Genomic DNA, 20,930 nt, shown 5'->3' with positions numbered 1-20,930 from the left:
TCTCCTTTTTAAATTACTTATTTAAAACTTCTAAAGCAATTTCAATTGTTCGTTTTTCACCTTCAATGACCCTATCAGCCCCTGAAACTAAATTATTTACCCCGGCTTGTAAATCTTCTTTATAAGCTACAACGTTGTTTAAAATAGATAAAGTTTCTATTCCTCGCAGGCGTCCAACAGTAAATAAGGCTCCAGACTCCATATCCTCACCAATAAGTCCAAAATTTGACCAATATTCCTGTGTCTGTTCATTATTATCCATATAAAAACCGTCATGCGAACGAATAATTCCATAAATGGCCTCAGGTGCAATTTCTTTTGCTTTTGCTAGTAAAGTACTAGAGGGAACTGCCGGATATTGTTCTGGAACATACATCTTTGTCAGACCATCGTCACGCACTGCTCCTTCTCCAATAATTGGACTTCCTAAACCAATCCCTAACTTCAAAGCTCCAGCAGAGCCTACTCTGATAATTCTCTTAACTCCAATATTATGAAGTTCTTCAATGGCAATAGCAGCTGACGGCGCCCCTACTCCTGTTGACAGAACTAAGACTTCTTTGTTTTTATAGGTACCACGAAGTGAACGAAATTCACGGTTATATTTTAATTCTCTGAATTCCGTCAAAAATTTTGCCACTTGGTCTACCCGCGCTGGATCACCTACAATAATTGCATCTTCTACTGCATCAGTTTTCTTCAATTGGATGTGTGCTTGTAACTCTTCCATTAGTCACTCCTTCATTTCATAAAGGTTTATTTGATTTGTTTGAAACAATTAAATTATAGCAAATATTTTAAACAATTAAAAGAACTTAATTATTAAATTGTAGAAAAAAAGACCTCATTAGGTCTTTTTGAATTATCTTTATTTCTCACTCATCTTCTTAAAAGAAAGATGGAATATCGTTCCACTCGGGAGATTATCGCTTATATAAATTTCAGCATTTATTATTTGTGCGTATTGTTGTGCGATTGCTAACCCAATCCCATTTCCAGTATGATTCGTTCTTGATTTATCTACTTGATAAAAGCGATTAAAAACTTTTGCTTTTTCATTATCAGAAATTCCTATTCCTCGATCAATGACTTGAATTTCCTTTTTATCATATTTAATCAGAACCATGCTATCCTTAGGCGAATATTTTATTGCATTTTCCACTAAAATATTTAAAATCTCTCGCAAAGCAAATCTATTTGTCTTGATGTGTAAGTTGTCGTCGCCCTCAATTTCTATTTTATTAGATGAATCAATTTCAAAGCTAGACTTAATTTCTAACAGTAAACTTTTAGTTGTGAAAATTTCTTCCTGATAGTCAATCTGCCCTTTTCTTGATAAAGTTAGAAAATCTTCAATTAATTTTTTTAGTCTTTCAGATTCTTGTTCCAAATAATTTAGCGATTTTTCAACAATTTCTGGGTGTTCTTCTCTTCTTCTTTTGAGTAAAGAAATATAACCCGAAATTGCCATAACTGGCGTTCTTAATTCATGGGATAGATTTGAGGCAAATTCTTTTTCAGACTCTATTTTTTCTTGCAAGCATTTAACCAACTCGTTAAAATTAATTGCGAGCTCTCTTACTTCTACTGGAGCTTCTGGTACTTCCAATAAACCACTGTCTTGACTGGCCTCAAAGGCCAATTTCTGAATTGGTCCATTTATCTTCTTTGAGTAATGTCTGATTAGAAGTAATCCAATTAAATAATTAAGAAGCAAGATAGCAAAGACACTAGCTAAAACAGCTCCAACTTCTTCAAATATATCCTGAAGAGAAAGCCAGATTTCATAAGTAATTCCCTTATCCTTCTTATAGACTGTATCATAAAGTTTTCCATTTGATATTGTAATCTTCCAGAAACTAAATGTTCGATTTTCTAAAAAATTTTCGGTTCCTTTACTCATTATTGTTTGATTTTCTTGTGAGCGGATACGAATAAAATCTTTTTGTTCTTGAAAACCATTTAAATCTTGAAAATTCATCGTAGATAAATTTGAAACATTTTTCATTCCTGTCATAATCGCACTTGTTTCTCGATCACTGATTTGCACCAAACTATAAGTAATAAAAGTTAAACCACTAAATGTTAATAGTAAAAGAAAAATTCGTTGAAAAATCCTACGAATCAGCTGTTCATTCGTATAAATTTTCTTCTTTTTATTTTCTCTATTTATCTTTATTAAGCCGATATCCTAGACCTCTTATTGTTTCTATCATATTTTTATCTAATTTTTTTCGCAAATATCTGACATAGGTGTCAACAGTGTTTAGCTGACCTCCAAAATTCATTCCCCAAACTTCCTCTAATATGTCATCTCTCGAGATGATTTCTCCTTGATGTTCAAATAAGAAAAGGAGTAAAGCAAACTCTCTTTGAGTTAAACTTGTTGCTTTTCCCTGATATTCAACTGTATGTTCACCAGGATTAAGAGAAACCGTTCCGTAGGAATAAATAGCCGGTTGAGTATTTTTTCTAAAAATTACACGTAAACGGGCCATGAGTTCCTCAATATTGAAAGGTTTTGTTAAATAATCATCTGCTCCAGCATCTAGACCAGCAACCTTATCCCCTACATAGTCACGGGCAGTTACGAAAATGACTGGAACTTTATTAGTCATTTTTTTCATTCGCCGTAAGACTTCTAAGCCGTCAAGTTTAGGAATCATCCAGTCAAGCAAAACTACATCTAAGTATTCTTGTTTTTCTTCAAAAATTTTTAGCCCAGACATTCCATCTGCTGCCGAGAAAACATTATATCCTTCAAACGAAAGCTCAGTTTCCAATAAATTTGAAATACTTTCTTCATCTTCAATAATTAGTATTTGTCGTTTCATACTCATAGTATAGCAAAAAACATTAAAAAGGTTCAATCTTCTGAAATTCTAAAGGATTTTCATAATCTAAAAGACTTAAAAAGTAATTTTTAAGTCTTTCATCAATAGCTTGAGTTTATTATTTTATCGCATAAAAAGCAATTCCTTCTGATTTCCAACCAGCTTTGACCAGGCTATCTCGTTCATATGAACTCATTGTCAAGAAGTGAGCACCGAGTTTTGAATTAGGATTGTAGAGACGATAAACCGGTGTTCCGCTGTTTGAATCCGAATGAAAGGCCACTCCTTCTGATTTCCAACCATTCTGTTTTACTAAACTATTTACTTCAAATGATGATTCTGTATAAAGATGTTCTCCAGAATTTGGATTATAAACTTGATAAACATTATTACCAGTTTTTGGTGCTTTCCATGCTACTTTTTCGCCTGACCAACTACTATTTGTCATTGTAAGAGTATTGTATTCATAGGCACTTGTTGTATAAAGATGTTCTCCGCTCATTTTATTGTATAAACGATAGACCTCTTGACTAGCAACCGTATTTTGTTCCTTAGTCAAGTTAACCTGAATCATCTTAGTAGCAACTACTTTGCTAGTATCTGCCTTTCCCGAAGAGTCTGCAGCATAAATTTTTACAGTCGCTTCATAATTTTTGCTGCCATTAGCTCGCAATAAATCAAGTAGATTTTGACCTGTCGCTCCGTTTGTACCTCCTAAGTCCACTTCGTAAAAGTATTTTCCTGATTCAAGACCTGAAATTGGAGGAAGTGCTGGATTTTTAGCTGTCCCATTGTCTGACCAAGCTGCATTATTTGAAGAGTTAAGTAACAGACGCGTTAACATTCCATCTCCTCCAAAAGCTTCAAAAGGAATCACTTGATTAACTCCCGCGGTGAACGGACCAGGTGCTTGCGCGTTTGCTAATTTTGCTGCTGATACCGTTGTGGTGTTCTTAATGTTATCCGTCAATCCAGTCAAATCCACCTGAATCATTTTAGTAGCAACTACTTTGCTAGTATCTGCCTTTCCCGAAGAGTCTGCAGCATAAACTTTTACGGTCGCTTCATAATTTTTGCTTCCATTAGCTCGTAATAAATCAAGAAGATTTTGACCTGTCGCTCCATTTGTACCTGCTAAGTCAACTTCGTAAAAGTATTTTCCTGATTCAAGACCTGAAATTGGAGGAAGTGCTGGATTTTTAGCTGTTCCATTGTCAGACCAAGCCGCATTATTTGAAGAATTAAGTAACAGACGTGTTAGCATCCCGTCTCCCCCAAAAGCTTCAAAAGGAATCACTTGATTAACTCCTGCTGTGAACGGACCAGGTGCTTGAGCGTTTGCCACTTGTGCTGCTGATATGGTTGTTGTCGCTTTGAGGTTTGCTTGCAGTCCCATTGTAATATCAGTTGCCGAGGTCATTTGACTACTTTTGGTTCCCATTGTTTCAGCTGATACTTTTGCTGGGTTAATAGATAAGCCTGAACTTAGCAGTAAACCACCCAAGATTAAAGATGAATACAACCAAGTTTTGCCAGATTTCCATGTTCGAAATGAATTTTTTATTTTCATATTGTAGTTCTCCTTTATTTTTTACATCCTTATTATAAAAAAAATTTAACAGGAGAACTACTAGTTTTTATGTTAGGTTTCTGTGAATTTCCCATAAAATTTATAAATTATCAAACTTTGCAATTTAATTGTTTCTTAGTTTTCTATACAAAAAAAGACCCAACGGGTCTTTTAGAGGATATTTTTGAATTTTTCTTACAAATCGTTAATATCGAAGTCTTCACCAAGGAAATCAGCAAGTGAGAAGCCTTCTTGTGTTTCAGGCAAATCGTATGAAGGTTTAGCTGCTTTACGTGGTGCGCGTGGTTTGCGGTCACGTTTTTCACCGTCGTTGTCGTTGTTACGAGCTGGACGAGCAGGAGCTTCTTCAAGCGCTTTGATTGAAAGTGAGATACGTTCTTCAGCAGGTTTCACGTCAAGAACTTTTACGTTCACAACTTGACCAACTTTAAGAACATCTTTTGGATTTTCAACACGTTCCCATGAAATTTGTGAAACGTGAACAAGTCCTTCAACACCTGGATAAAGTTCAACAAAGGCACCGAAGTCTGTCAAACGTTTAACAGTTCCTTCAACAGTTGAGCCAACTGGTGCTTTTTCTTCAACTTGTTCCCATGGTCCAGGTTGTGTAGCTTTAAGTGAAAGTGAAAGACGTCCAGCTTCTGGATCGAGTTTCAAAATCTTAACGTTAACAACGTCACCAGGTTTAACTGCATCTGATGGACGTTTGATACGGCTGTGTGAAAGTTCAGAAACGTGAACCAAGCCATCGATACCACCAAGGTCAACAAAAGCACCGAAGTTAGTTACGCGTGAAACTGTACCTTCAACGATGTCGCCTTCTTGAAGTTGCGCAAAAGCTTCTTTACGCATTTCGATTGCTTCAGCTTCAACAACTGCACGACGGCTAAGGATAAAGCGATTTTCAGAAGCGTTAACTTCGATAATTTTAGCTTCAATTTCTTCGCCGACAAATTTCTTAGTGTCTTTCACAAAGTAAGTATCAATCATAGATGCTGGGATAAATCCACGAACACCGTTATAGTCTACTGAAAGTCCGCCTTTAACGTCCTTAGTAACTTTAACTGTTACGATTTCGCCTTCTTTGCCTTCCAATTGAGTCCAAGCTTTGCGAGCTTCAAGACGTTTCAATGAAAGGAGATATACGTTAGCACCTTCAGCTTCTTTACCGACGATTTGTTTGATTACAAGCAAATCAAGAACATCACCAGGTTTAACGAATGTATTGATATCAGCATCTTTATCGTTAGTAATTTCGCGAAGTGTAAGGACACCTTCGACACCAGTTCCTACGATGGCAACAGTTGCTTGCCCGTTTTCAACTGAAAGGATTTCGCCCTTAACGACGTCACGTACTTTAACGTCTTCAACGCTGTTTAATAGTGTTTCAAATTCGTTCATTTGTAAAAAAAATTCCTCCAACAATTTGGCTGGTACACAGCCTTACAAAACATTATACCATAAAAAATCGCTTAGGGAAAGCATTTTTCTTGATTTATATTAAAAAAATTATAAGTATTTTATTATGTACAAAAATATTATAAATAATTATAAATTTTCTTTTGAAAACATTTTCTTTTTTATTAATCTTAAAGTAATAAATAGCAACTTTATATGATAAAAAAACCTGCCATTTTATTGGCAGGTTCGTATTTTATTGATATTGCATCACTTTTTGTTCTTTGTAAGCTACGTCAATCATTGCTCCACCAAGGCATTCTTCTCCATCATAGAAAACAACGGCTTGTCCAGGGGTGATTGCGCGAACAGGTTCATCAAAGTCAACAGTCACTTTATCAGCCTTGACATGAATCGTAACGCCTGTGTCTTCTTGACGATAACGGAATTTCGCTGTGCAGTGAAGGTCAAAAGTTTCTGGCATTTCTCTGGTAAAGCTCAAATCGCTTGCATCAAGACTTGTTGAATAAAGATGTTCATGGTGGAAACCTTGTCCAACATAAAGAGTATTGGTAGTCAAGTCTTTACCAACAACAAACCATGGGTCACTTGTTAATTGACCATGTTGTCCACCGATACCAAGACCTCCACGTTGACCGATAGTATAGTACATCAAACCGGCGTGGTTTCCCATTTCGACACCGTCAAGTGTCATCATTTTTCCGGGTTGTGCTGGTAAGTATTCTCCAAGGAACTTTTTGAAATTCTTTTCACCAATGAAGCAAATTCCTGTTGAATCTTTTTTCTTAGCAGTCGCAAGTCCTGCTTTTTCAGCAATTCGACGAACTTCTGGTTTTTCCAAATGACCTAAAGGAAACATTGTTTTTTTGAGTTGTTCTTGGGTCAATTGACTTAAGAAATAGGTTTGGTCTTTATTATTGTCTGCTCCACGTAGCATATGAACAGTTCCATCTTCATCAGTACGAACTTGTGCATAGTGACCTGTTGCGACATAGTCTGCCCCAAGTTCCATAGCATAATCTAAGAAAGCTTTAAATTTAATTTCCTTATTACACATGACATCAGGATTAGGGGTACGTCCAGCACGATATTCGGCAAGGAAGTATTCAAAAACACGGTCCCAGTATTCTTTTTCAAAGTTTACTGAATAATAGGGAACACCGATTTGGTCTGCGACTGCTGCGACATCTTTGTAGTCTTCAGTGGCCGTACAGACCCCATTCTCGTCAGTATCATCCCAGTTTTTCATGAAGACGCCAATGACATCATAGCCTTGTTCTTTAAGAAGCAATGCTGTGACCGAGCTATCTACACCACCGGACATTCCGACGACGACACGTGTTTGAGCTGGACTTTTACCAGACATAAGTTGAGTATTTGTGTTATCCATTAATTTTTCACCATCTCTTTCTATTTTGATTTTGAAATGACAAAAATCTTACTGACAGCTTTATCTTAGAATAGGCCTTGACGCTTCAGCGTTTATAGATATCCTAGTCGTTTCGTCAGTAAATTTTTTCTTTTCAAGTTAGACAAAATATCAGTTGAAGGCTGACTTTTGTAAATGTTACAGTTGAAGGCTGAACATTAATAGGTAACTGGAATATTATAACACATTGCCTAAGTAAAAACTAGACTTTTGACAAAAAAAGTAGTCAAAAAAAGTGGTATAATATTTTAATGATTAAACATAGTGAAAATCCTTTAGTTTTCAATACAGCTATTGGAACAAAAAAACGTAATGAAACTGTTGTACCCAAAGAAAAAATTTGTCCTTTTTGTGATGTCGAACACCTGACCGGTATATTAAAAACTTCCGACCATAAAATTTGGTTAAAAAATAAATTTCCAACTCTAAAAAATTCAATGATGACCGTAATTATTGAATCTGATGAACATCTGGGTGATATTTCTACTTACAGTCTGGAAGAAAATCGCGAAGTTTTTTCCTTTGCTTTTGACTGTTGGGATGAGATGATTCAGTCTGGAGATTATCAATCAGTTTTGATGTTTAAAAATTTCGGACCTCATTCTGGTGGAACTTTGCGCCATCCTCATTTACAGGTTGTTGGCTTGGAAGAAACTGACGGTTATGCGCAAATTGCAAAAGAAAATTTTGAAGGCGTTGAAATCAAGAAAAATGGCCTGACAGTTACTTTATCTACTCGGCCAATTATGGGTTTTGTAGAATTTAATGTCATTATTTCTGATCTTAAAAATGTTGAAAAACTTGCTGACAACGTTCATGAAATGACTTCTTATTTAATGACAGACTACATGAATGGTCGCTGTGATTCTTATAATCTCTTCTTCCATCATTTTGACGATAAATATATTTGTAAAATTGTTCCACGCTTTATTACTTCGCCTTATTTTATTGGTTATAAAATCCCACAAGTTAATGGAATTGAACAATTAGAAGAAATTGCTGCTGAGCTTAGAATTCGATTAAATAAAAAATACTGATTATTTTATCAGTATTTTTTTAATACACTTAATATAAGGTTGAATTTTGTATCTTTGGTATAATAGAATTATGAAATTTATCAAGAAAAATAAATGGGCACTTCTTGCAAGTTTTTTTATTCCATTAATCTTAATGGTTATCGTTCTTGCAATGACTGGGATTTATTGGGGAAGTTCACGGTCAATTTTGGCTGGAGATGCTTATCATCAGTATGTCGCCATACATTCTCTCTATCGTAATATTTTACATTCTGGTGGTTCTCAAGGTTTCTTATATACTTTTACAAGTGGACTTGGTCTTAATCTTTATGCATTTTCGGCTTATTATATGGGAAGTTTTCTCATGCCGTTCACTTTTTTCTTTGATGTGAAATCAATGCCAGATGCTTTATATTTATTTACCATCATAAAATTTGGCCTAATTGGTCTGTCATCATTTGTCAGTTTCAAAAATATATATCAAAAGCTTTCTAATCTGACTGTTTTATCAATAAGCACTGCTTTTGCACTGATGAGCTTTTTAACTTCGCAACTTGAAATTACCATGTGGCTTGATGTATTCATTCTCCTTCCCTTGATTATTTGGGGACTTCACCGCTTAATGGATGAGCGAAAGCGTTGGCTCTATTTTGTAAGTTTACTGATTTTATTTATCCAGAATTACTACTTTGGCTTTATGGTCGCCATTTTCTTAGTGCTTTATTTCTTGGCGCGGATGACCTATGAAAAATGGTCTTGGACAAAAGTGCTTGATTTTGTAGTTTCTTCTGCTTTGGCTGGAATCGCTAGTTTAATCATGCTATTGCCAATGTATCTTGATTTGAAGTCTAATAATTCCGATGCCTTATCCACTTTATCAGGAATTTTTACTGAAAACTCGCATCTATTCGATCTTTTCGCCAAAAATTTTGTTGGAACTTATGATACCACTCAATTCAATGCCATTCCAATGATTTATGTCGGCTTGATGCCACTAGGACTGGCTATCATCTTCTTTTTTACTAAAAGTATTCGACTCCGAAGTAAATTCGCTTTTCTAGGAATCATTGGTTTTTTAATTGCTTCCTTTTATCTTCAAGCCTTAGATTTATTATGGCAAGGAATGCATTCACCTAACATGTTTTTACATCGTTATGCCTTTTTATTCAGCTTGCTCATCGTAATTATGGCTCTTGAAACTTTATCTCGCTGGAATGAAATCAAAACTTGGCATATTTTGACTATCAGCCTATTTTTAATTCTTGGCTTTCTGTCAACTTTAGTCTTTGGCCATTACAAATACGTGATGACTTCCCAAGTTATGCTAACCTTTTTGTTTGGTCTTGCCTATCTGATTTTATCTATTAATTCTATCAGAAACTGGATTTCAAATCATCTTTTTGTCATTCTTCTCTTTATCTTTATGACCGTTGAGGCTGGTGTCAATGCCCTTTATCAAGTTCAAGGCGTGCAAAAAGAATGGAATTTTGCAAGTCGTGACTACTATAATACTCAAGTAAATTCTTTAGAACCCATCGCCAATAAAGTAAATGAACTTTCTGGTTCAACTTTCGCCAGAACAGACAATACTGTTCCTGATACCGCTAATGATGGAATGAAGTATAATTTCAATGCACTTTCCCAATTTTCATCTGTCCGTAATAGCAACGCCAGTTCAATCATGCGTCAGTTAGGATTCCATACTGACAGCACCTATTTGAACTTACGTTATCCTGGAAATACAATACTTATGGATTCAATTTTTGCTATCAAGTATAATATCAGTCAGGCCCAACCTCCAAAATTTGGTTTTTCACCTGCTTCCAACGGCCTTAGTACATTGACCCAGAACTCAAATGCAATTGGCCTAGGTGTCTTTGTTCCTGGTGGGTTTAAAGATGCCAAATTCACTGATAAAGCGAAAGCTAGTAACTTTATCAATAACCAAACAGCGTTAGTTAATGCATTAACTCAATCAAAGACTACCTTCTTTACTCCCTTTTACACTACAAGTGAAGAAACATCAGACAAAATTACTGGTGTGGGAAGTTCAGTGACGCTAACACGTCCAAAAACCTCTACTGCTACCGATGTATCTGTCACTTACGGCATTACAGCTGACGCCAATAGCCAACTGTATCTGTCAGTACCAAATATTACTTATCTAAATAGTAATGCTGAAAATACTTTGATTACAATCTCTGATGTATCTAATCCAAAAATGACTCGTTCCCTTAATAGTTGTTATATTGGCACAAATGACACTGGTTCTTTCTTCAATTTGGGAAGTTTTGCTAAAGAAACGAAACTCAAAGTGACCTTATCTTTTCCTGAAAATTCACAAGTTACCTTTGATACCACTTCGTTTTGGCGTCTAGATACTCAGACTTATCAAAAAGAAATGGCGCTTTTGAAATCTCGTAGCCCTAAAACGGAAACCATAAAAAATGGTGTTCGCATGACTTATAATGAGAAAGAAAAAGGAGATATTTTCCTTACTATCCCTTATGACAAAGGCTGGTCAGCTAAAATTGACGGTAAAAAAGTCCCTGTCAGTAAAGCTCAAGATGGTTTTACAAAAGTGGCAGTTCCCGCTGGAAAACATCAACTAGAGCTCAAATTCTTCCCTAATGGCTTAAAAGAAGGAATCATTTGCTTTATCTTAGGAATTTTGTTATTTATAGGTTACAACTACTTCACTAACAAACATAGAAAAGCTGGAGGTCAGCAAAATGAAAGCTAAATCAATTTTAACCTTTACTCTTGGAATCCTAGTAGCGGTAAGCATTCCTGTCTCTTATTCTCTAAAAACAAAACATTTTGAAGTCAATTTCAAAAAAGGAGGCCTACTTGACCCAGACCTCTATAAAAATAAATAGAATCTCACAGGTTTGTCAGTAAAATTTTCACTTCTGTCAGTAATTCTAAAAATAAAAAGCGTTGATTAATCAACTCTTTTTATTTTTGCTTTAGTTAAAAGTAATGAATTCAAGATAACTGAAACTGATGATAAACTCATTGCTGCGGCGGCAAGCATTGGATTAAGTAATCCAAAGGCAGCAAGCGGAATTCCTATAATATTATAAACAAATGCCCAAAAGTAATTTTGTTTAATTTTTGAAATCGTCTTTTTGGCGACTTCAAAGAAAGTTGAAATTTTATGGAGTTGCCCACTAATCACCGTTACATCTCCAGCTTCCATAGCAATGTCAGAACCGGTTGCCATTGCCAGACCCACGGTTGCTGAAGCTAGGGCAATGGCATCATTAATTCCATCACCCACCATCATTGAATTTGGTGTTGATTGTACAATTTCAGCTTTTTCTTCAGGTCGCAAACCACTTTTGATTTCATCTAAATGAATCAGCTCTTGTATTTTTGCGGCTGAATTGGCATTATCTCCTGTCAACATCACCGTTTTTATTCCACGTTTTTGCAAGACACGAATTGTATCCACACTATCTTCTTTTAGACTTGAACTAAAGATAGCCATTGCCAGTAATTTTTCTTTATCCGCTAGATAAATGACCGTATCTTCAGTTTCAGGAACTGATAAATTTAACTCCGTCATCAATTTATCATTTCCTGCAAAATATTCTTGACCATTAATTTTTGCTGACAAACCACGACCAGCAAGTTCAGATAAATCTGTTAAGTCATACAAATCACCAGAAAATTTGAGCGACTTGGCCAAAGGATGATTAGAATGTGCCTCAAGACTCGACAAAATTTTAAATTCATCAGTTAACATTTTTGATTTGATAGGCTCAGTTCTGTCAGTAGTTTTTTCAGTTTCTGTCAGCAATTTAAAGTCTGTCAATTCAAATTCACCTGTTGTAATCGTCCCTGTTTTGTCAAAAAAGATTGTGTCAACTAAACCAGCAAGTTCCAAAGCATTAGCATTTTTAATCAATAGACCATTTTTTGCCGCCAAGCCAGTCCCTGAAATGATTGCTGTTGGCGTTGCTAAACCAAGGGCACAAGGGCAGGCAATGACCAATACAGCCACGGCGTGCATGATTGCTGTCAATAAAATTCCACTGACAGCCCAAGTTGCAACAAAAGTAACCAAGGCAATTACGAGGACAATTGGGACAAAAATTCCCGAAATCTTGTCAGCCAATTTTTGAATATTTGGCTTAGAACCCTGAGCCTCGCTCATCATTTCCACCATGCGAGAGATGGTTGAATCATTTAAATCATGGACAACAACGGCTTTGACTTCGCCATCTAGATTTATCGTTCCTTCAAAAACAATCTCATCATCCATTTTGACCACTGGGAGGGACTCACCAGTCAAAATGGATTCATCGAACGAAGCTTTCCCAGAAAGAATCATGGCGTCCAAAGGAACCTTTTCCCCTGGCAAAATCCGAATGACTTGTCCCATTTGCACTTCTTCAATTGCTAAATCAGCAGATTCTGTATGAACAAAAGTCGCTCGACTAGACATTAACCCAGTAATTGCCTGTGTTGTTTTCTCTTTTGCATTATGTTCTAAAAGTTTACCCATGACCACTAAAGTAATAATCACCATTGATGATTCAAAATTTAAAGCATTTTTTTGACCCATAAAAACAGCCAAAATCAAACTTGAAAAATAAGCTACAGATGTTCCTAAAGCAACAAGAACATCCATATTTGCCGATTTATTACGTAAAGCATGATAAGCTCCGACATAAAAGCGCCAACCAACAATAAATTGTACCGGACTTGCTAAAATCAACTGTAAGAGCGGTTCATGTAAAAACATCACCCAATTTGCATGTACTCCAAAAATATCAGCAAACATTGCAACTACTAAGGGCAAAGTCAAAATTAAAGAAATCCAAAAAGATAAAGACAAGTTTCTCGCTTTTCTTGCCGCCTGTCTTGCGATTTTCTCTTGGTGAGCCTTGTCATTAACAATGGCACCATAACCCGCTTTTTCCACTAAATTGATAATTTCCTGATCAGTTAAGCTATCATCAGCTACAATTTTAGCTTTTTCCGTGGCTAAATTAACTGTCGCTTCAACAATTTTATCTGACTGATTCAAAGTTTTTGATACTGTATTTACACAATTTGCACAGGTCATTCCTGTAATTACAAATGATTGACTTCTCATTAGTTCCTCTTCTCATATTTTATCTATATGTATAGTTTACAATTGTAAACTTAAAAAGTCAAGAAAAAATCATCTCCATTTGGGGAATGAAGATGACCTGTTATTATTTAGTAAAACAATATTTGGGGTTTGCTTTACCAATTTCATTCTAGCAAATTTAATTTCAATTCACAAACGAAGTGTTTTTTAAATTACTTTGTAACCAGCTTCCGCAACAGCAAGTGCCATTTGATCCAAATCGGCAGGAGCATCAAATTTTACAAGTGCTTCTTTTTTCTTCAAAGATACTTTGGCTTTTTCAACCCCTTCAACTGATTCTAAAGCATTTGTTACGTGCATCACGCAGTGATCACAAGTCATTCCATCAATTTTTAAAGTTTCTTTCATTTTTCAATTCTCTCTTTTCTAAGCAGAAATTTGCTCATGTTCATGTTTGCAGGCGCAAAGACCACTGGTTTCTAGACAATTACAATGCTTTTGCTCAACCGCTTCTTTAGCTTTAAGCGATTCTTGCAAAAACTCCAAATCTTGTGCAGTTAAAGTAGATTTTTCAATCATTTCTTGTAAAACATTTACATGTTTTGTTTGGCAGACTTTTTGAATCAGTCCATCTGCCATCAAATTAATTGCTGTACATTCTTCCATCAAAGGTCGATAAACAAATTTTCTTCCTTCTTTTTCGGTACTCAGCATTTCTTTTTTTACTAAACGGCCAAGCAATGTTTTTACCGTGGCTAAAGACCATTCTAATTCTTGAGGAATCTGGGCATAAATCTCATCAACTCGTGCTTCTCCTAAAGACCAAATTACACGCATAACGATTAATTCGGCATTTGAAACATTAAACTCTATTTCGTTCATTTTTTCTCCTTTCCATATTCGTTTTCATAAAATAAGTTTACACGTGTAAACACTAAAAGTCAAGTATTCAACTCAAAAAAATAAAGTTCGAATCTCATATTCGAATCTTTAAGTTTAATCTTAACCAAATAATTCTTCCATAATCTTACGTCCGGTGGTTGTCTGAGCCAATCCGCCTTCGGCTGTTTCTCTAAAAGCTGCTGGTAAAGAGCGCCCGACATTATACATTGTATTCACAACTTCATCGACTGGAATTACTGTTTTGACTCCGGCCAAAGCCATATCAGCTGATATCATCGCTTGTGAAGCGCCCATTGCATTACGGTGAACACAGGGAATTTCGACCAGACCAGCAACAGGATCACAAATCAATCCTAACATATTTTGTAAGACAATGGCAATTGCATAACCTGCTTGCTCCGCAGAACCTCCTGCAGCAAGAACAAGAGCAGCCGAAGCCATTGCTGAGGCTGAACCAACTTCCGCTTGACATCCCCCCTCGGCACCCGAGATTGTGGCGTTATTAGCAATTGCTAGACCAAAAGCTCCAGCAACAAATAGAAATTCGACTTGTTGCTCATGTGTCAAACCTAATGTTTTAATTGCCGAAGTTAAGACCCCCGGTAAACATCCAGCGGAACCAGCAGTTGGAGTAGCGCAAATCAGACCCATTTGGGCATTGACCTCATTTACCGCAACTGCATCACGCGCAGCTCCTAAAATAATATCTCCTGACAAAGCTTTCCCTGATTGAATGTAGTCATCCATTAATTTTGCATCACCACCAGTCAAACCTGTCAGTGATTTTTTCCCAACCAATCCTTTTTTAACAGAATCAAGCATCGTGTCTAGATTATGTTCCATCATTTCCCAGATTTGTTCACGATTTCGCCCAGTTTGCTCAATTTCAATCGCAATCATTAATTCTGTTATTGAAGAATAGTTTTTAGAATCCTCAATTAATTCTTCTATATTTTTAAACATATTTATTCCTCTACTGTTTTTAATTAAAGAAATTGACAGCATGCAAGCGAGGAATAAGTTTCATTTCCCCAATTACTTCCTTAACATTTGGTGTATCAACTTCTAAAATCATAATGGCTTTTTCGCCTTTGGCTTCTCTGGTTACATTCATTTGAGCAATATTAATTTGATGCTCGGAAAGAAGGCTAGAAACTCTAGCTATCATTCCGGGGACGTCTTCATGGATGACAACAAATGTTGGTACGCCAGCCGAAATTGCAATATCAAATCCATTGAGTTCTGTCACTTGAATCATTCCACCACCAATAGAAATACCTGTCACCGTCATCGTCCGGTCACCTTTTTTGGCAATTAAACGTGCGGTATTTGGATGGTCTGCTCTTTCTTCTGGATGTGGTACATAAGAAATTTCCATTCCTTGCTCATAAGCCAGTTGCGGAGCCATTGGCAATCGTTCATCATCCGTATCCATTCCCAAAACTCCAGCGACAAGAGCAACATCCGTTCCATGACCCTTATATGTTTTTGCAAAAGATTCATAAAGATGAATCTCTAATTTTTCTGGAAGTTCACCAAAGATAGAACGTACTATTTTACCAATGCGAGCCGCACCAGCCGTGTGTGAACTTGATGGTCCAATCATCACTGGACCAATGATGTCAAAGACACTTTTATATCTTAAATTATCCATTTAAACCTCAGTTCTTACAGAGATAGTTTATAAACTATCTTTTATCTTCAAATATCATAACATAATTTTCAAGCTTTTTCAGGCAAAAAAAAAATAGCTCCGAAGAGCTACTTTCTATTGACGTCCTTTATAAATTGAACGTGATTGACCATACCATATCTTGGTTAGCCATCTTTGAATCCAAGGTTGAACCCATTTATCTAAACCAAATGAACGACCTGAACCATTCATGAGAGCAATTGCCACTGGAATAAACCAAATGTTAACCCAGTAGAACATTCCTGAAAGTGAGAACATAACAGTCAAAGCGGCTGTTGCTGCTGCTGCAATCCAAGTGAAAAGTCCAAAAATGAGTGCAAGTGCGAGGAAGATTTCAACGATAGACATGAATTTTTGCATGAACAAGGCAACTTCACGGTTTGGAATCATGAACTTAAAGATTGGTTCCATCCAATGTGGCACTTTATCAAATACAGTCATTGGGTCAGAGCCATAAGCATATGAAAGTCCCCATTCAGTTGCTTTGTGTGCGGCTTCTCCACCACCACTTGAAGCGGCTGTTGTTGCTGCACCTGAGGCACCTGCTGCGGCATCTGCAACACTAGAGCTTGATGAAGCGGCTGTTGAAGCTCCAGCTGCAGCATCTGCTGCTTTTGGTGCTTCTTGTAACCATGAGAATGGGAATTTGAGGTCATTTGTAAACCATGAACCTTTACCAAACCAAGTCGTTGGATTGAAGTATTGACCGTCACCCACAATTTTCTTGATTGCTTCGGTAAACCAAACGACACCGTAGAAAATACGAAGCGGAACAGCCCAAAGTACATTTCCTTGACGTGAAGTATGACCACGCATAAAGTTACGATTATCTTTTACGCGGAAGACTTCATCCAAGGCATAACGCCAGAAATAATGTGCTGAGCGAATTTGTAATGTATAGATAAAGTAAACAATATTCTTCATCAACATTGCCCAGAAACCAGTTAGACGCATGCTACCGATTTTAGCAACTCCCCAAGTTGAACCGATTGAAACCATTGTTCCTTGGTATTTACTTTCGTGTTTATGTTTGCTTCCACCGTTGATGTCTGCAAGAATATTTGCTGCTGCTGTGTGTGCAGTTTGTTCTGCGGCTTCAACGATTTGTGGTGTTGGACGACCAGTATCTGGTTCGATATAGCCTGAAACGTCACCAGCTACATAGATTCCTTTTCCTTCAAAACCAACAGCTTCCATGTATTCATTTGCTTGAAGACGATGGCCGCGTTCTGTTTCGTTGAGATCTGTTTTTGCAGCTGTATTTCCTTGAACACCTGTTGTCCAAATCAATGTATGTGTTGGAAGTTCTTTGGCAACTTTTTCTTCGTCACGTCCACCAACATTTACTTTGATATGGTCTTTGGCCACTTCAACAATTCCATGATTAGTCAAAACGTGAACATTTTTCTTTTCAAGATAAGCATGAGCTTTATCTGCTTGTTTACGGTCTAATGTATTAAGAATTGTTGGCATCATTTCAACAACATTGATTGTGATTTCTTCTTCAGGAATCTTCCAATCTGTTGAAACTTTTTTACGCCAGTCAATCAATTCACCGGCCATTTCAATACCAGTAAATCCTGAACCAGCAACTGAAATCGTCAATAAAGCACGGCGTTTTTCATCGTCAACTTCTGTGGAAGCATATTGAACAATTGTTTCCAAGTGACGTTTGATTTTCATTGCGTCTTCAAGTGACCAAAGAGTAAATCCATGTTCTTTTACACCTGGAACGCCAAAATCATTTGGTTCTCCACCAAGCGCAACAATAACATAGTCATAGTTGTAACTACCATGTTTTGTAATTACTTTTTTATTTTCTTTGTCAAGGCTGACTACTGAATCGGTCACAAGACTAACATTTTTACGTTTTCCTAAAAGCTTTTGGAAATCATATTGTACAGTTGTGAATGGAACACGACCAGCTGCAACTTCGTGGAGTTGAGTCATGGTTGTGTGGTAACTATGTTTGTCAATCAATGTGATGTCAGCATCTGCTTTAAGCTTTTTAGAAAGCTCACGCGTCGCATGTACTCCTGCAACACCACCACCGATGACTACGATTTGTTTCTTAGTCATTTAGAACGGTTCTCCTATTAGTAATATAATAATAACGTCAGGCACTATTATATCCTTTTTAGAGCAATTTGTAAACTGTTACACAAGAAAAACTTTTCCAAAATTATTTTAGAAAAGTTTTGTTTTTTTTAGTGATTTTAATTAAATCGCTCCTTTGTGGAAAAGTTGGTCATTAATATATTTAAAGAAGTAATGTCCTGAACGAATTTCAAAGGTATAAACAAGATAAACCATATGTTTCATAAAGGTTGCTGAGAAACCACTCAATTTTGTTTTTCCAACTGTTCCAACGGCATAGTCAGAACCAATTGAAACAAGAGTTCCACGGTAGTTTCCTGAGAATTTAGTTTTTGTTCCACCTTTAATATCCGCAATAATATTCTTCGCAGCAGTACTTCCAGTTTGTTCTGCTGCTTCAACAATTTGTGGAGTTGGGCGACCATTTTCTGGAACGATATAGCCTGAGACATCACCTGCGACATAGATTCCTTGGTTTTCATTACCAATTGCTTCCATGTATTCATTCGCTTGGAGACGATGTCCGCGTTCTGTTTCTGAAAGTTGACAGGCTTCTGCTTCTGTATTTCCTTGAACACCTGTTGTCCAAATTAAGGTGTTTCCTGGAATTTCCTTAACAACTTTTTCTTCATCACGCCCGCCAACATTTACAGTAATATGATCTTCTGCCACAGCAGTAATCCCGTGATTGACCAGCACATTAATATTTTTATTTTGAAGATAAGTAAGAGCTTTGTCAGCTAGGCTACGATCCAAAATATTCATAATGGTTGGCATCATTTCCACAATATTAATTGTAAATTCAGATTCAGGAATACCGTATTTTTTAGAAACTTTTTTACGCCAGTCAATCAACTCACCAGCCATTTCAATTCCGGTAAAACCTGAACCAGCAACACTAAATGTGAGCAGTTTTTTGCGTTTTTCTGAATCCGACTCTTTGGCTGCGGCTTGCACCATTTCCTTTAGATGTGCTTTAATTTTCAAAGCATCTTCAAGTGACCAAAGGGTAAATCCATATTCTTTAACACCTGGAACTCCGAAATCATTAGGCTCGCCTCCCATTGATACAACAAGGTAATCATAATCATAGCTCCCTTTTTCTGTGATAACCTTTTTGCCAGACTTATCAAGTTCAACCAGTGAATCTTTCACAACATTTACATTGTGAAACTTACCAATTGTCCGTTCTAACTGATATTGAACCGCATCTGGTTCAACACGACTTGCCGCAACCTCATGAAGTTGGGTCATGGAAGTTTGAAAATCATGTTTATCAATGACAGTAATTTCTGCATCATTTTTCAAATTTTTGGCAAGTAAGCGTGTCGCTGACACTCCAGCAAATCCAGCACCTACAACAACTATTTTTTTCTTAGCCATTTCTCTTGGCCTCCTACTAATAATAAATCCAAAAATATTATACCTTTTATCGAAATAAATATACACTTTTCTGTTTATAAATTGACCTTTTGAACTTTAAAATAGGAAAAAGCCGTTTATTACGGCTCTTTTTTAGATGATTGGATAATTTTTCATCACTTGACCTTCCGAAACTCCCAAACATTTCATAAAGGGGAGAATATAATCAATGTCTTCAATATTTTTCTTTTTCATCAGTGAAATTCGACTAATGCCTTGACTCACTTCAACGGTTACTTTATGGTCGTCATTGATGAAAAGATGAATACTATCGCAGGCTCCCTGATGGATACTTACGCCAAGGATTTTTCCGTCATGTACTTCACAAGTTTGAGCTCCTTGTAAGTAACTGTCCACAACTAATTTCATGACCTTAGTTTCAATTTTATGATTTTTCGCGATTTGCTGATTGTCAGTTTGTTCTCGTTGGGCAATTTCCATGTTCATGTTTTTCATGGTTTGGCTCCTTTCCATTTCTTAGTTCTATTTTACCAAGTTTTTTTATTAGAAAAAAATGATATGAAAATAAAATTTATTTAATACTTTGGTAAGAAGCTAACTTTTACTGACGGTCAGCAAAAAAACTGACAGAATCAGTCTTTTTGTATTTTATAAAGAAAATCAATGACCGCTTGGTTAAAATTTTCAATTTCTTCCAAATGTAAAATATGACCGCAGCCTTCAAAAATTTGAAATTCAGAATCTGGATTTTTTTGTAGTTCACGCGCTGCTTGGGCATGAATAGCCGGAAAAATAGGGGATTGACCTCCTGAAAAAAATAAATGTGGCTTTTGTTCCTGAGTCAGTTGAGCTCGCCAGTCCTGTAAAATTACATTTTGCAATAAGGGACGAAACCGTTTAAAATCAAATGGTTTCATACCATGTCCTAAAGTGCGTTTAACTGTATCTGAAAGTTTTTTTTGAGTCAAGCGAGTTTTGGGAAAATCATCAATAAAAGATGATAATTCTGTTAGTGTTTTCCCATATTGACCATTTAACCAGTCAGCTGATTTAAAAAAAGTTGGCGCTTGGTCTTCTGTGATTACTGCTGTTACATTTTCGTCAGTAAATAATTCTTCATAAGCCATAATTGTTGCCGCACCCATTGAATGTCCGATTAAGATGACGTTTTTTAGTTGCAAGTGGTCAATCAATTCTTTTAAATCCATGGCCAATCGATGTAAAGTCAAGCCATAATCAACTTTCTGTGAATCCCCATGTGAGCGATGATCATAAGTAATCACCCGATATCCGGCATTTACGAAAGCCTCAATTTGTGCAAACCAAGTCACCTCACTTGATGAGTAACCCCCAATCAAAATAATAGGAGGATTCATTGAGCTTCCGTAATCATGAAAATTTATGTTTACTAAATCATTTGTGGTAAAAAAAGACATTTTTTCCCTCTCAAGTTTTTTCAATGCTTTCATTGTATCAAAA

At 36.4% G+C, this 20,930-nt stretch carries 17 protein-coding genes and 1 pseudogene; 3 read left to right on the top strand and 15 right to left on the bottom strand.

Going from position 1 to position 20,930, the window contains the following annotated elements; translation table 11 throughout:
* Nucleotides 1-13 precede the first annotated feature (13 nt).
* The 6 genes from KW2_RS03905 to mnmA form a co-directional block, all read right to left on the bottom strand.
* On the bottom strand, nucleotides 14-730 hold the full coding sequence (locus KW2_RS03905) for a nucleoside phosphorylase (RefSeq protein WP_021036968.1): 717 nt from the start codon (nucleotides 728-730) through the stop codon (nucleotides 14-16).
* Between the two features lie 138 nt (nucleotides 731-868).
* A complete protein-coding gene (locus tag KW2_RS03900; RefSeq protein WP_244878746.1) occupies nucleotides 869-2,050 on the bottom strand; it encodes a sensor histidine kinase in 1,182 nt (393 codons plus the stop codon).
* Between the two features lie 115 nt (nucleotides 2,051-2,165).
* A complete protein-coding gene (locus KW2_RS03895) occupies nucleotides 2,166-2,834 on the bottom strand; it encodes a response regulator transcription factor (RefSeq protein ID WP_015082253.1) in 669 nt (222 codons plus the stop codon).
* Between the two features lie 118 nt (nucleotides 2,835-2,952).
* Nucleotides 2,953-4,404, bottom strand: coding sequence for an SSURE domain-containing protein (locus KW2_RS12240; protein WP_021036966.1), 1,452 nt, complete (start codon nucleotides 4,402-4,404; stop codon nucleotides 2,953-2,955).
* Between the two features lie 195 nt (nucleotides 4,405-4,599).
* Nucleotides 4,600-5,826, bottom strand: coding sequence for a 30S ribosomal protein S1 (rpsA, locus tag KW2_RS03885; protein WP_003132594.1), 1,227 nt, complete (start codon nucleotides 5,824-5,826; stop codon nucleotides 4,600-4,602).
* A 253-nt stretch (nucleotides 5,827-6,079) separates the two neighbouring features.
* Nucleotides 6,080-7,210 carry a tRNA 2-thiouridine(34) synthase MnmA gene (gene mnmA / locus KW2_RS03880; protein ID WP_031286465.1) on the bottom strand — a complete coding sequence of 377 codons (1,131 nt, stop codon included), beginning with the start codon at nucleotides 7,208-7,210 and terminating at the stop codon, nucleotides 6,080-6,082.
* 314 nt (nucleotides 7,211-7,524) lie between these two features.
* Here mnmA and KW2_RS03875 point away from each other — a divergent pair, with 314 nt between their 5' ends.
* The 3 genes from KW2_RS03875 (at nucleotide 7,525) to KW2_RS12075 (ending at nucleotide 11,168) form a co-directional block, all read left to right on the top strand.
* Nucleotides 7,525-8,310, top strand: a complete 786-nt coding sequence (locus KW2_RS03875; RefSeq protein WP_021036965.1) for a DUF4931 domain-containing protein — start codon at nucleotides 7,525-7,527, stop codon at nucleotides 8,308-8,310.
* Between the two features lie 70 nt (nucleotides 8,311-8,380).
* Nucleotides 8,381-11,032 carry a YfhO family protein gene (locus tag KW2_RS03870; RefSeq protein ID WP_021036964.1) on the top strand — a complete coding sequence of 884 codons (2,652 nt, stop codon included), beginning with the start codon at nucleotides 8,381-8,383 and terminating at the stop codon, nucleotides 11,030-11,032.
* On the top strand, nucleotides 11,022-11,168 hold the full coding sequence (locus KW2_RS12075; protein ID WP_011675788.1) for a hypothetical protein: 147 nt from the start codon (nucleotides 11,022-11,024) through the stop codon (nucleotides 11,166-11,168). Before KW2_RS03870 ends, KW2_RS12075 begins: the two co-directional genes overlap by 11 nt.
* Before the next feature lie 65 nt (nucleotides 11,169-11,233).
* On the opposite strand, the gene KW2_RS03865 is transcribed toward KW2_RS12075, so the two are convergent.
* The 9 genes and pseudogenes from KW2_RS03865 to KW2_RS03825 all read right to left on the bottom strand — a co-directional run bounded on the left by KW2_RS03865 (nucleotide 11,234) and on the right by KW2_RS03825 (nucleotide 20,887).
* Nucleotides 11,234-13,396 carry a heavy metal translocating P-type ATPase gene (locus KW2_RS03865; protein WP_021036963.1) on the bottom strand — a complete coding sequence of 721 codons (2,163 nt, stop codon included), beginning with the start codon at nucleotides 13,394-13,396 and terminating at the stop codon, nucleotides 11,234-11,236.
* Nucleotides 13,397-13,582: 186 nt separating this feature from the next.
* Nucleotides 13,583-13,783 carry a heavy-metal-associated domain-containing protein gene (locus KW2_RS03860; RefSeq protein WP_011835520.1) on the bottom strand — a complete coding sequence of 67 codons (201 nt, stop codon included), beginning with the start codon at nucleotides 13,781-13,783 and terminating at the stop codon, nucleotides 13,583-13,585.
* 18 nt (nucleotides 13,784-13,801) lie between these two features.
* Nucleotides 13,802-14,257 carry a CopY/TcrY family copper transport repressor gene (locus tag KW2_RS03855; protein WP_011835521.1) on the bottom strand — a complete coding sequence of 152 codons (456 nt, stop codon included), beginning with the start codon at nucleotides 14,255-14,257 and terminating at the stop codon, nucleotides 13,802-13,804.
* 120 nt (nucleotides 14,258-14,377) lie between these two features.
* Nucleotides 14,378-15,241, bottom strand: a complete 864-nt coding sequence (gene sdaAA / locus KW2_RS03850; RefSeq protein ID WP_021036962.1) for an L-serine ammonia-lyase, iron-sulfur-dependent, subunit alpha — start codon at nucleotides 15,239-15,241, stop codon at nucleotides 14,378-14,380.
* 19 nt (nucleotides 15,242-15,260) lie between these two features.
* Nucleotides 15,261-15,932 carry an L-serine ammonia-lyase, iron-sulfur-dependent subunit beta gene (sdaAB, locus tag KW2_RS03845; protein ID WP_011675783.1) on the bottom strand — a complete coding sequence of 224 codons (672 nt, stop codon included), beginning with the start codon at nucleotides 15,930-15,932 and terminating at the stop codon, nucleotides 15,261-15,263.
* A gap of 114 nt (nucleotides 15,933-16,046) precedes the next feature.
* Complete coding sequence (locus KW2_RS03840) at nucleotides 16,047-18,050, bottom strand: NAD(P)/FAD-dependent oxidoreductase (RefSeq protein ID WP_021036961.1); 2,004 nt, start codon at nucleotides 18,048-18,050, stop codon at nucleotides 16,047-16,049.
* A 159-nt stretch (nucleotides 18,051-18,209) separates the two neighbouring features.
* Nucleotides 18,210-19,451: pseudogene (locus KW2_RS03835) on the bottom strand (NAD(P)/FAD-dependent oxidoreductase); the annotation flags it as partial.
* Nucleotides 19,452-19,583: 132 nt separating this feature from the next.
* Nucleotides 19,584-19,946 carry a hypothetical protein gene (locus tag KW2_RS03830; protein ID WP_021036959.1) on the bottom strand — a complete coding sequence of 121 codons (363 nt, stop codon included), beginning with the start codon at nucleotides 19,944-19,946 and terminating at the stop codon, nucleotides 19,584-19,586.
* Nucleotides 19,947-20,083: 137 nt separating this feature from the next.
* Complete coding sequence (locus tag KW2_RS03825) at nucleotides 20,084-20,887, bottom strand: alpha/beta fold hydrolase (protein ID WP_021036958.1); 804 nt, start codon at nucleotides 20,885-20,887, stop codon at nucleotides 20,084-20,086.
* Between the last annotated feature and the right edge of the window lie 43 nt (nucleotides 20,888-20,930).

The sequence above is a fragment of the Lactococcus cremoris subsp. cremoris KW2 genome (assembly GCF_000468955.1).
Classification (GTDB): domain Bacteria; phylum Bacillota; class Bacilli; order Lactobacillales; family Streptococcaceae; genus Lactococcus; species Lactococcus cremoris.
Note: the sequence above shows the minus strand (reverse complement) of the source record. Positions and strands in the feature narration are given on the sequence as shown.

Bases quoted from the DNA above. Each gene is read 5' to 3' on its own strand.
- KW2_RS03825 (WP_021036958.1), bottom strand. From the start codon at position 20,887: ATGTCTTTTTTTACCACAAATGATTTAGTAAACATAAATTTTCATGAT.
- KW2_RS03840 (WP_021036961.1), bottom strand. From the start codon at position 18,050: ATGACTAAGAAACAAATCGTAGTCATCGGTGGTGGTGTTGCAGGAGTA.
- KW2_RS03875 (WP_021036965.1), top strand. From the start codon at position 7,525: ATGATTAAACATAGTGAAAATCCTTTAGTTTTCAATACAGCTATTGGA.
- KW2_RS03905 (WP_021036968.1), bottom strand. From the start codon at position 730: ATGGAAGAGTTACAAGCACACATCCAATTGAAGAAAACTGATGCAGTA.
- sdaAA (WP_021036962.1), bottom strand. From the start codon at position 15,241: ATGTTTAAAAATATAGAAGAATTAATTGAGGATTCTAAAAACTATTCT.
- KW2_RS03865 (WP_021036963.1), bottom strand. From the start codon at position 13,396: ATGAGAAGTCAATCATTTGTAATTACAGGAATGACCTGTGCAAATTGT.
- KW2_RS03860 (WP_011835520.1), bottom strand. From the start codon at position 13,783: ATGAAAGAAACTTTAAAAATTGATGGAATGACTTGTGATCACTGCGTG.
- KW2_RS12240 (WP_021036966.1), bottom strand. From the start codon at position 4,404: ATGAAAATAAAAAATTCATTTCGAACATGGAAATCTGGCAAAACTTGG.
- rpsA (WP_003132594.1), bottom strand. From the start codon at position 5,826: ATGAACGAATTTGAAACACTATTAAACAGCGTTGAAGACGTTAAAGTA.
- KW2_RS12075 (WP_011675788.1), top strand. From the start codon at position 11,022: ATGAAAGCTAAATCAATTTTAACCTTTACTCTTGGAATCCTAGTAGCG.
- KW2_RS03830 (WP_021036959.1), bottom strand. From the start codon at position 19,946: ATGAAAAACATGAACATGGAAATTGCCCAACGAGAACAAACTGACAAT.
- mnmA (WP_031286465.1), bottom strand. From the start codon at position 7,210: ATGTCTGGTAAAAGTCCAGCTCAAACACGTGTCGTCGTCGGAATGTCC.
- KW2_RS03895 (WP_015082253.1), bottom strand. From the start codon at position 2,834: ATGAAACGACAAATACTAATTATTGAAGATGAAGAAAGTATTTCAAAT.
- sdaAB (WP_011675783.1), bottom strand. From the start codon at position 15,932: ATGGATAATTTAAGATATAAAAGTGTCTTTGACATCATTGGTCCAGTG.
- KW2_RS03855 (WP_011835521.1), bottom strand. From the start codon at position 14,257: ATGAACGAAATAGAGTTTAATGTTTCAAATGCCGAATTAATCGTTATG.
- KW2_RS03870 (WP_021036964.1), top strand. From the start codon at position 8,381: ATGAAATTTATCAAGAAAAATAAATGGGCACTTCTTGCAAGTTTTTTT.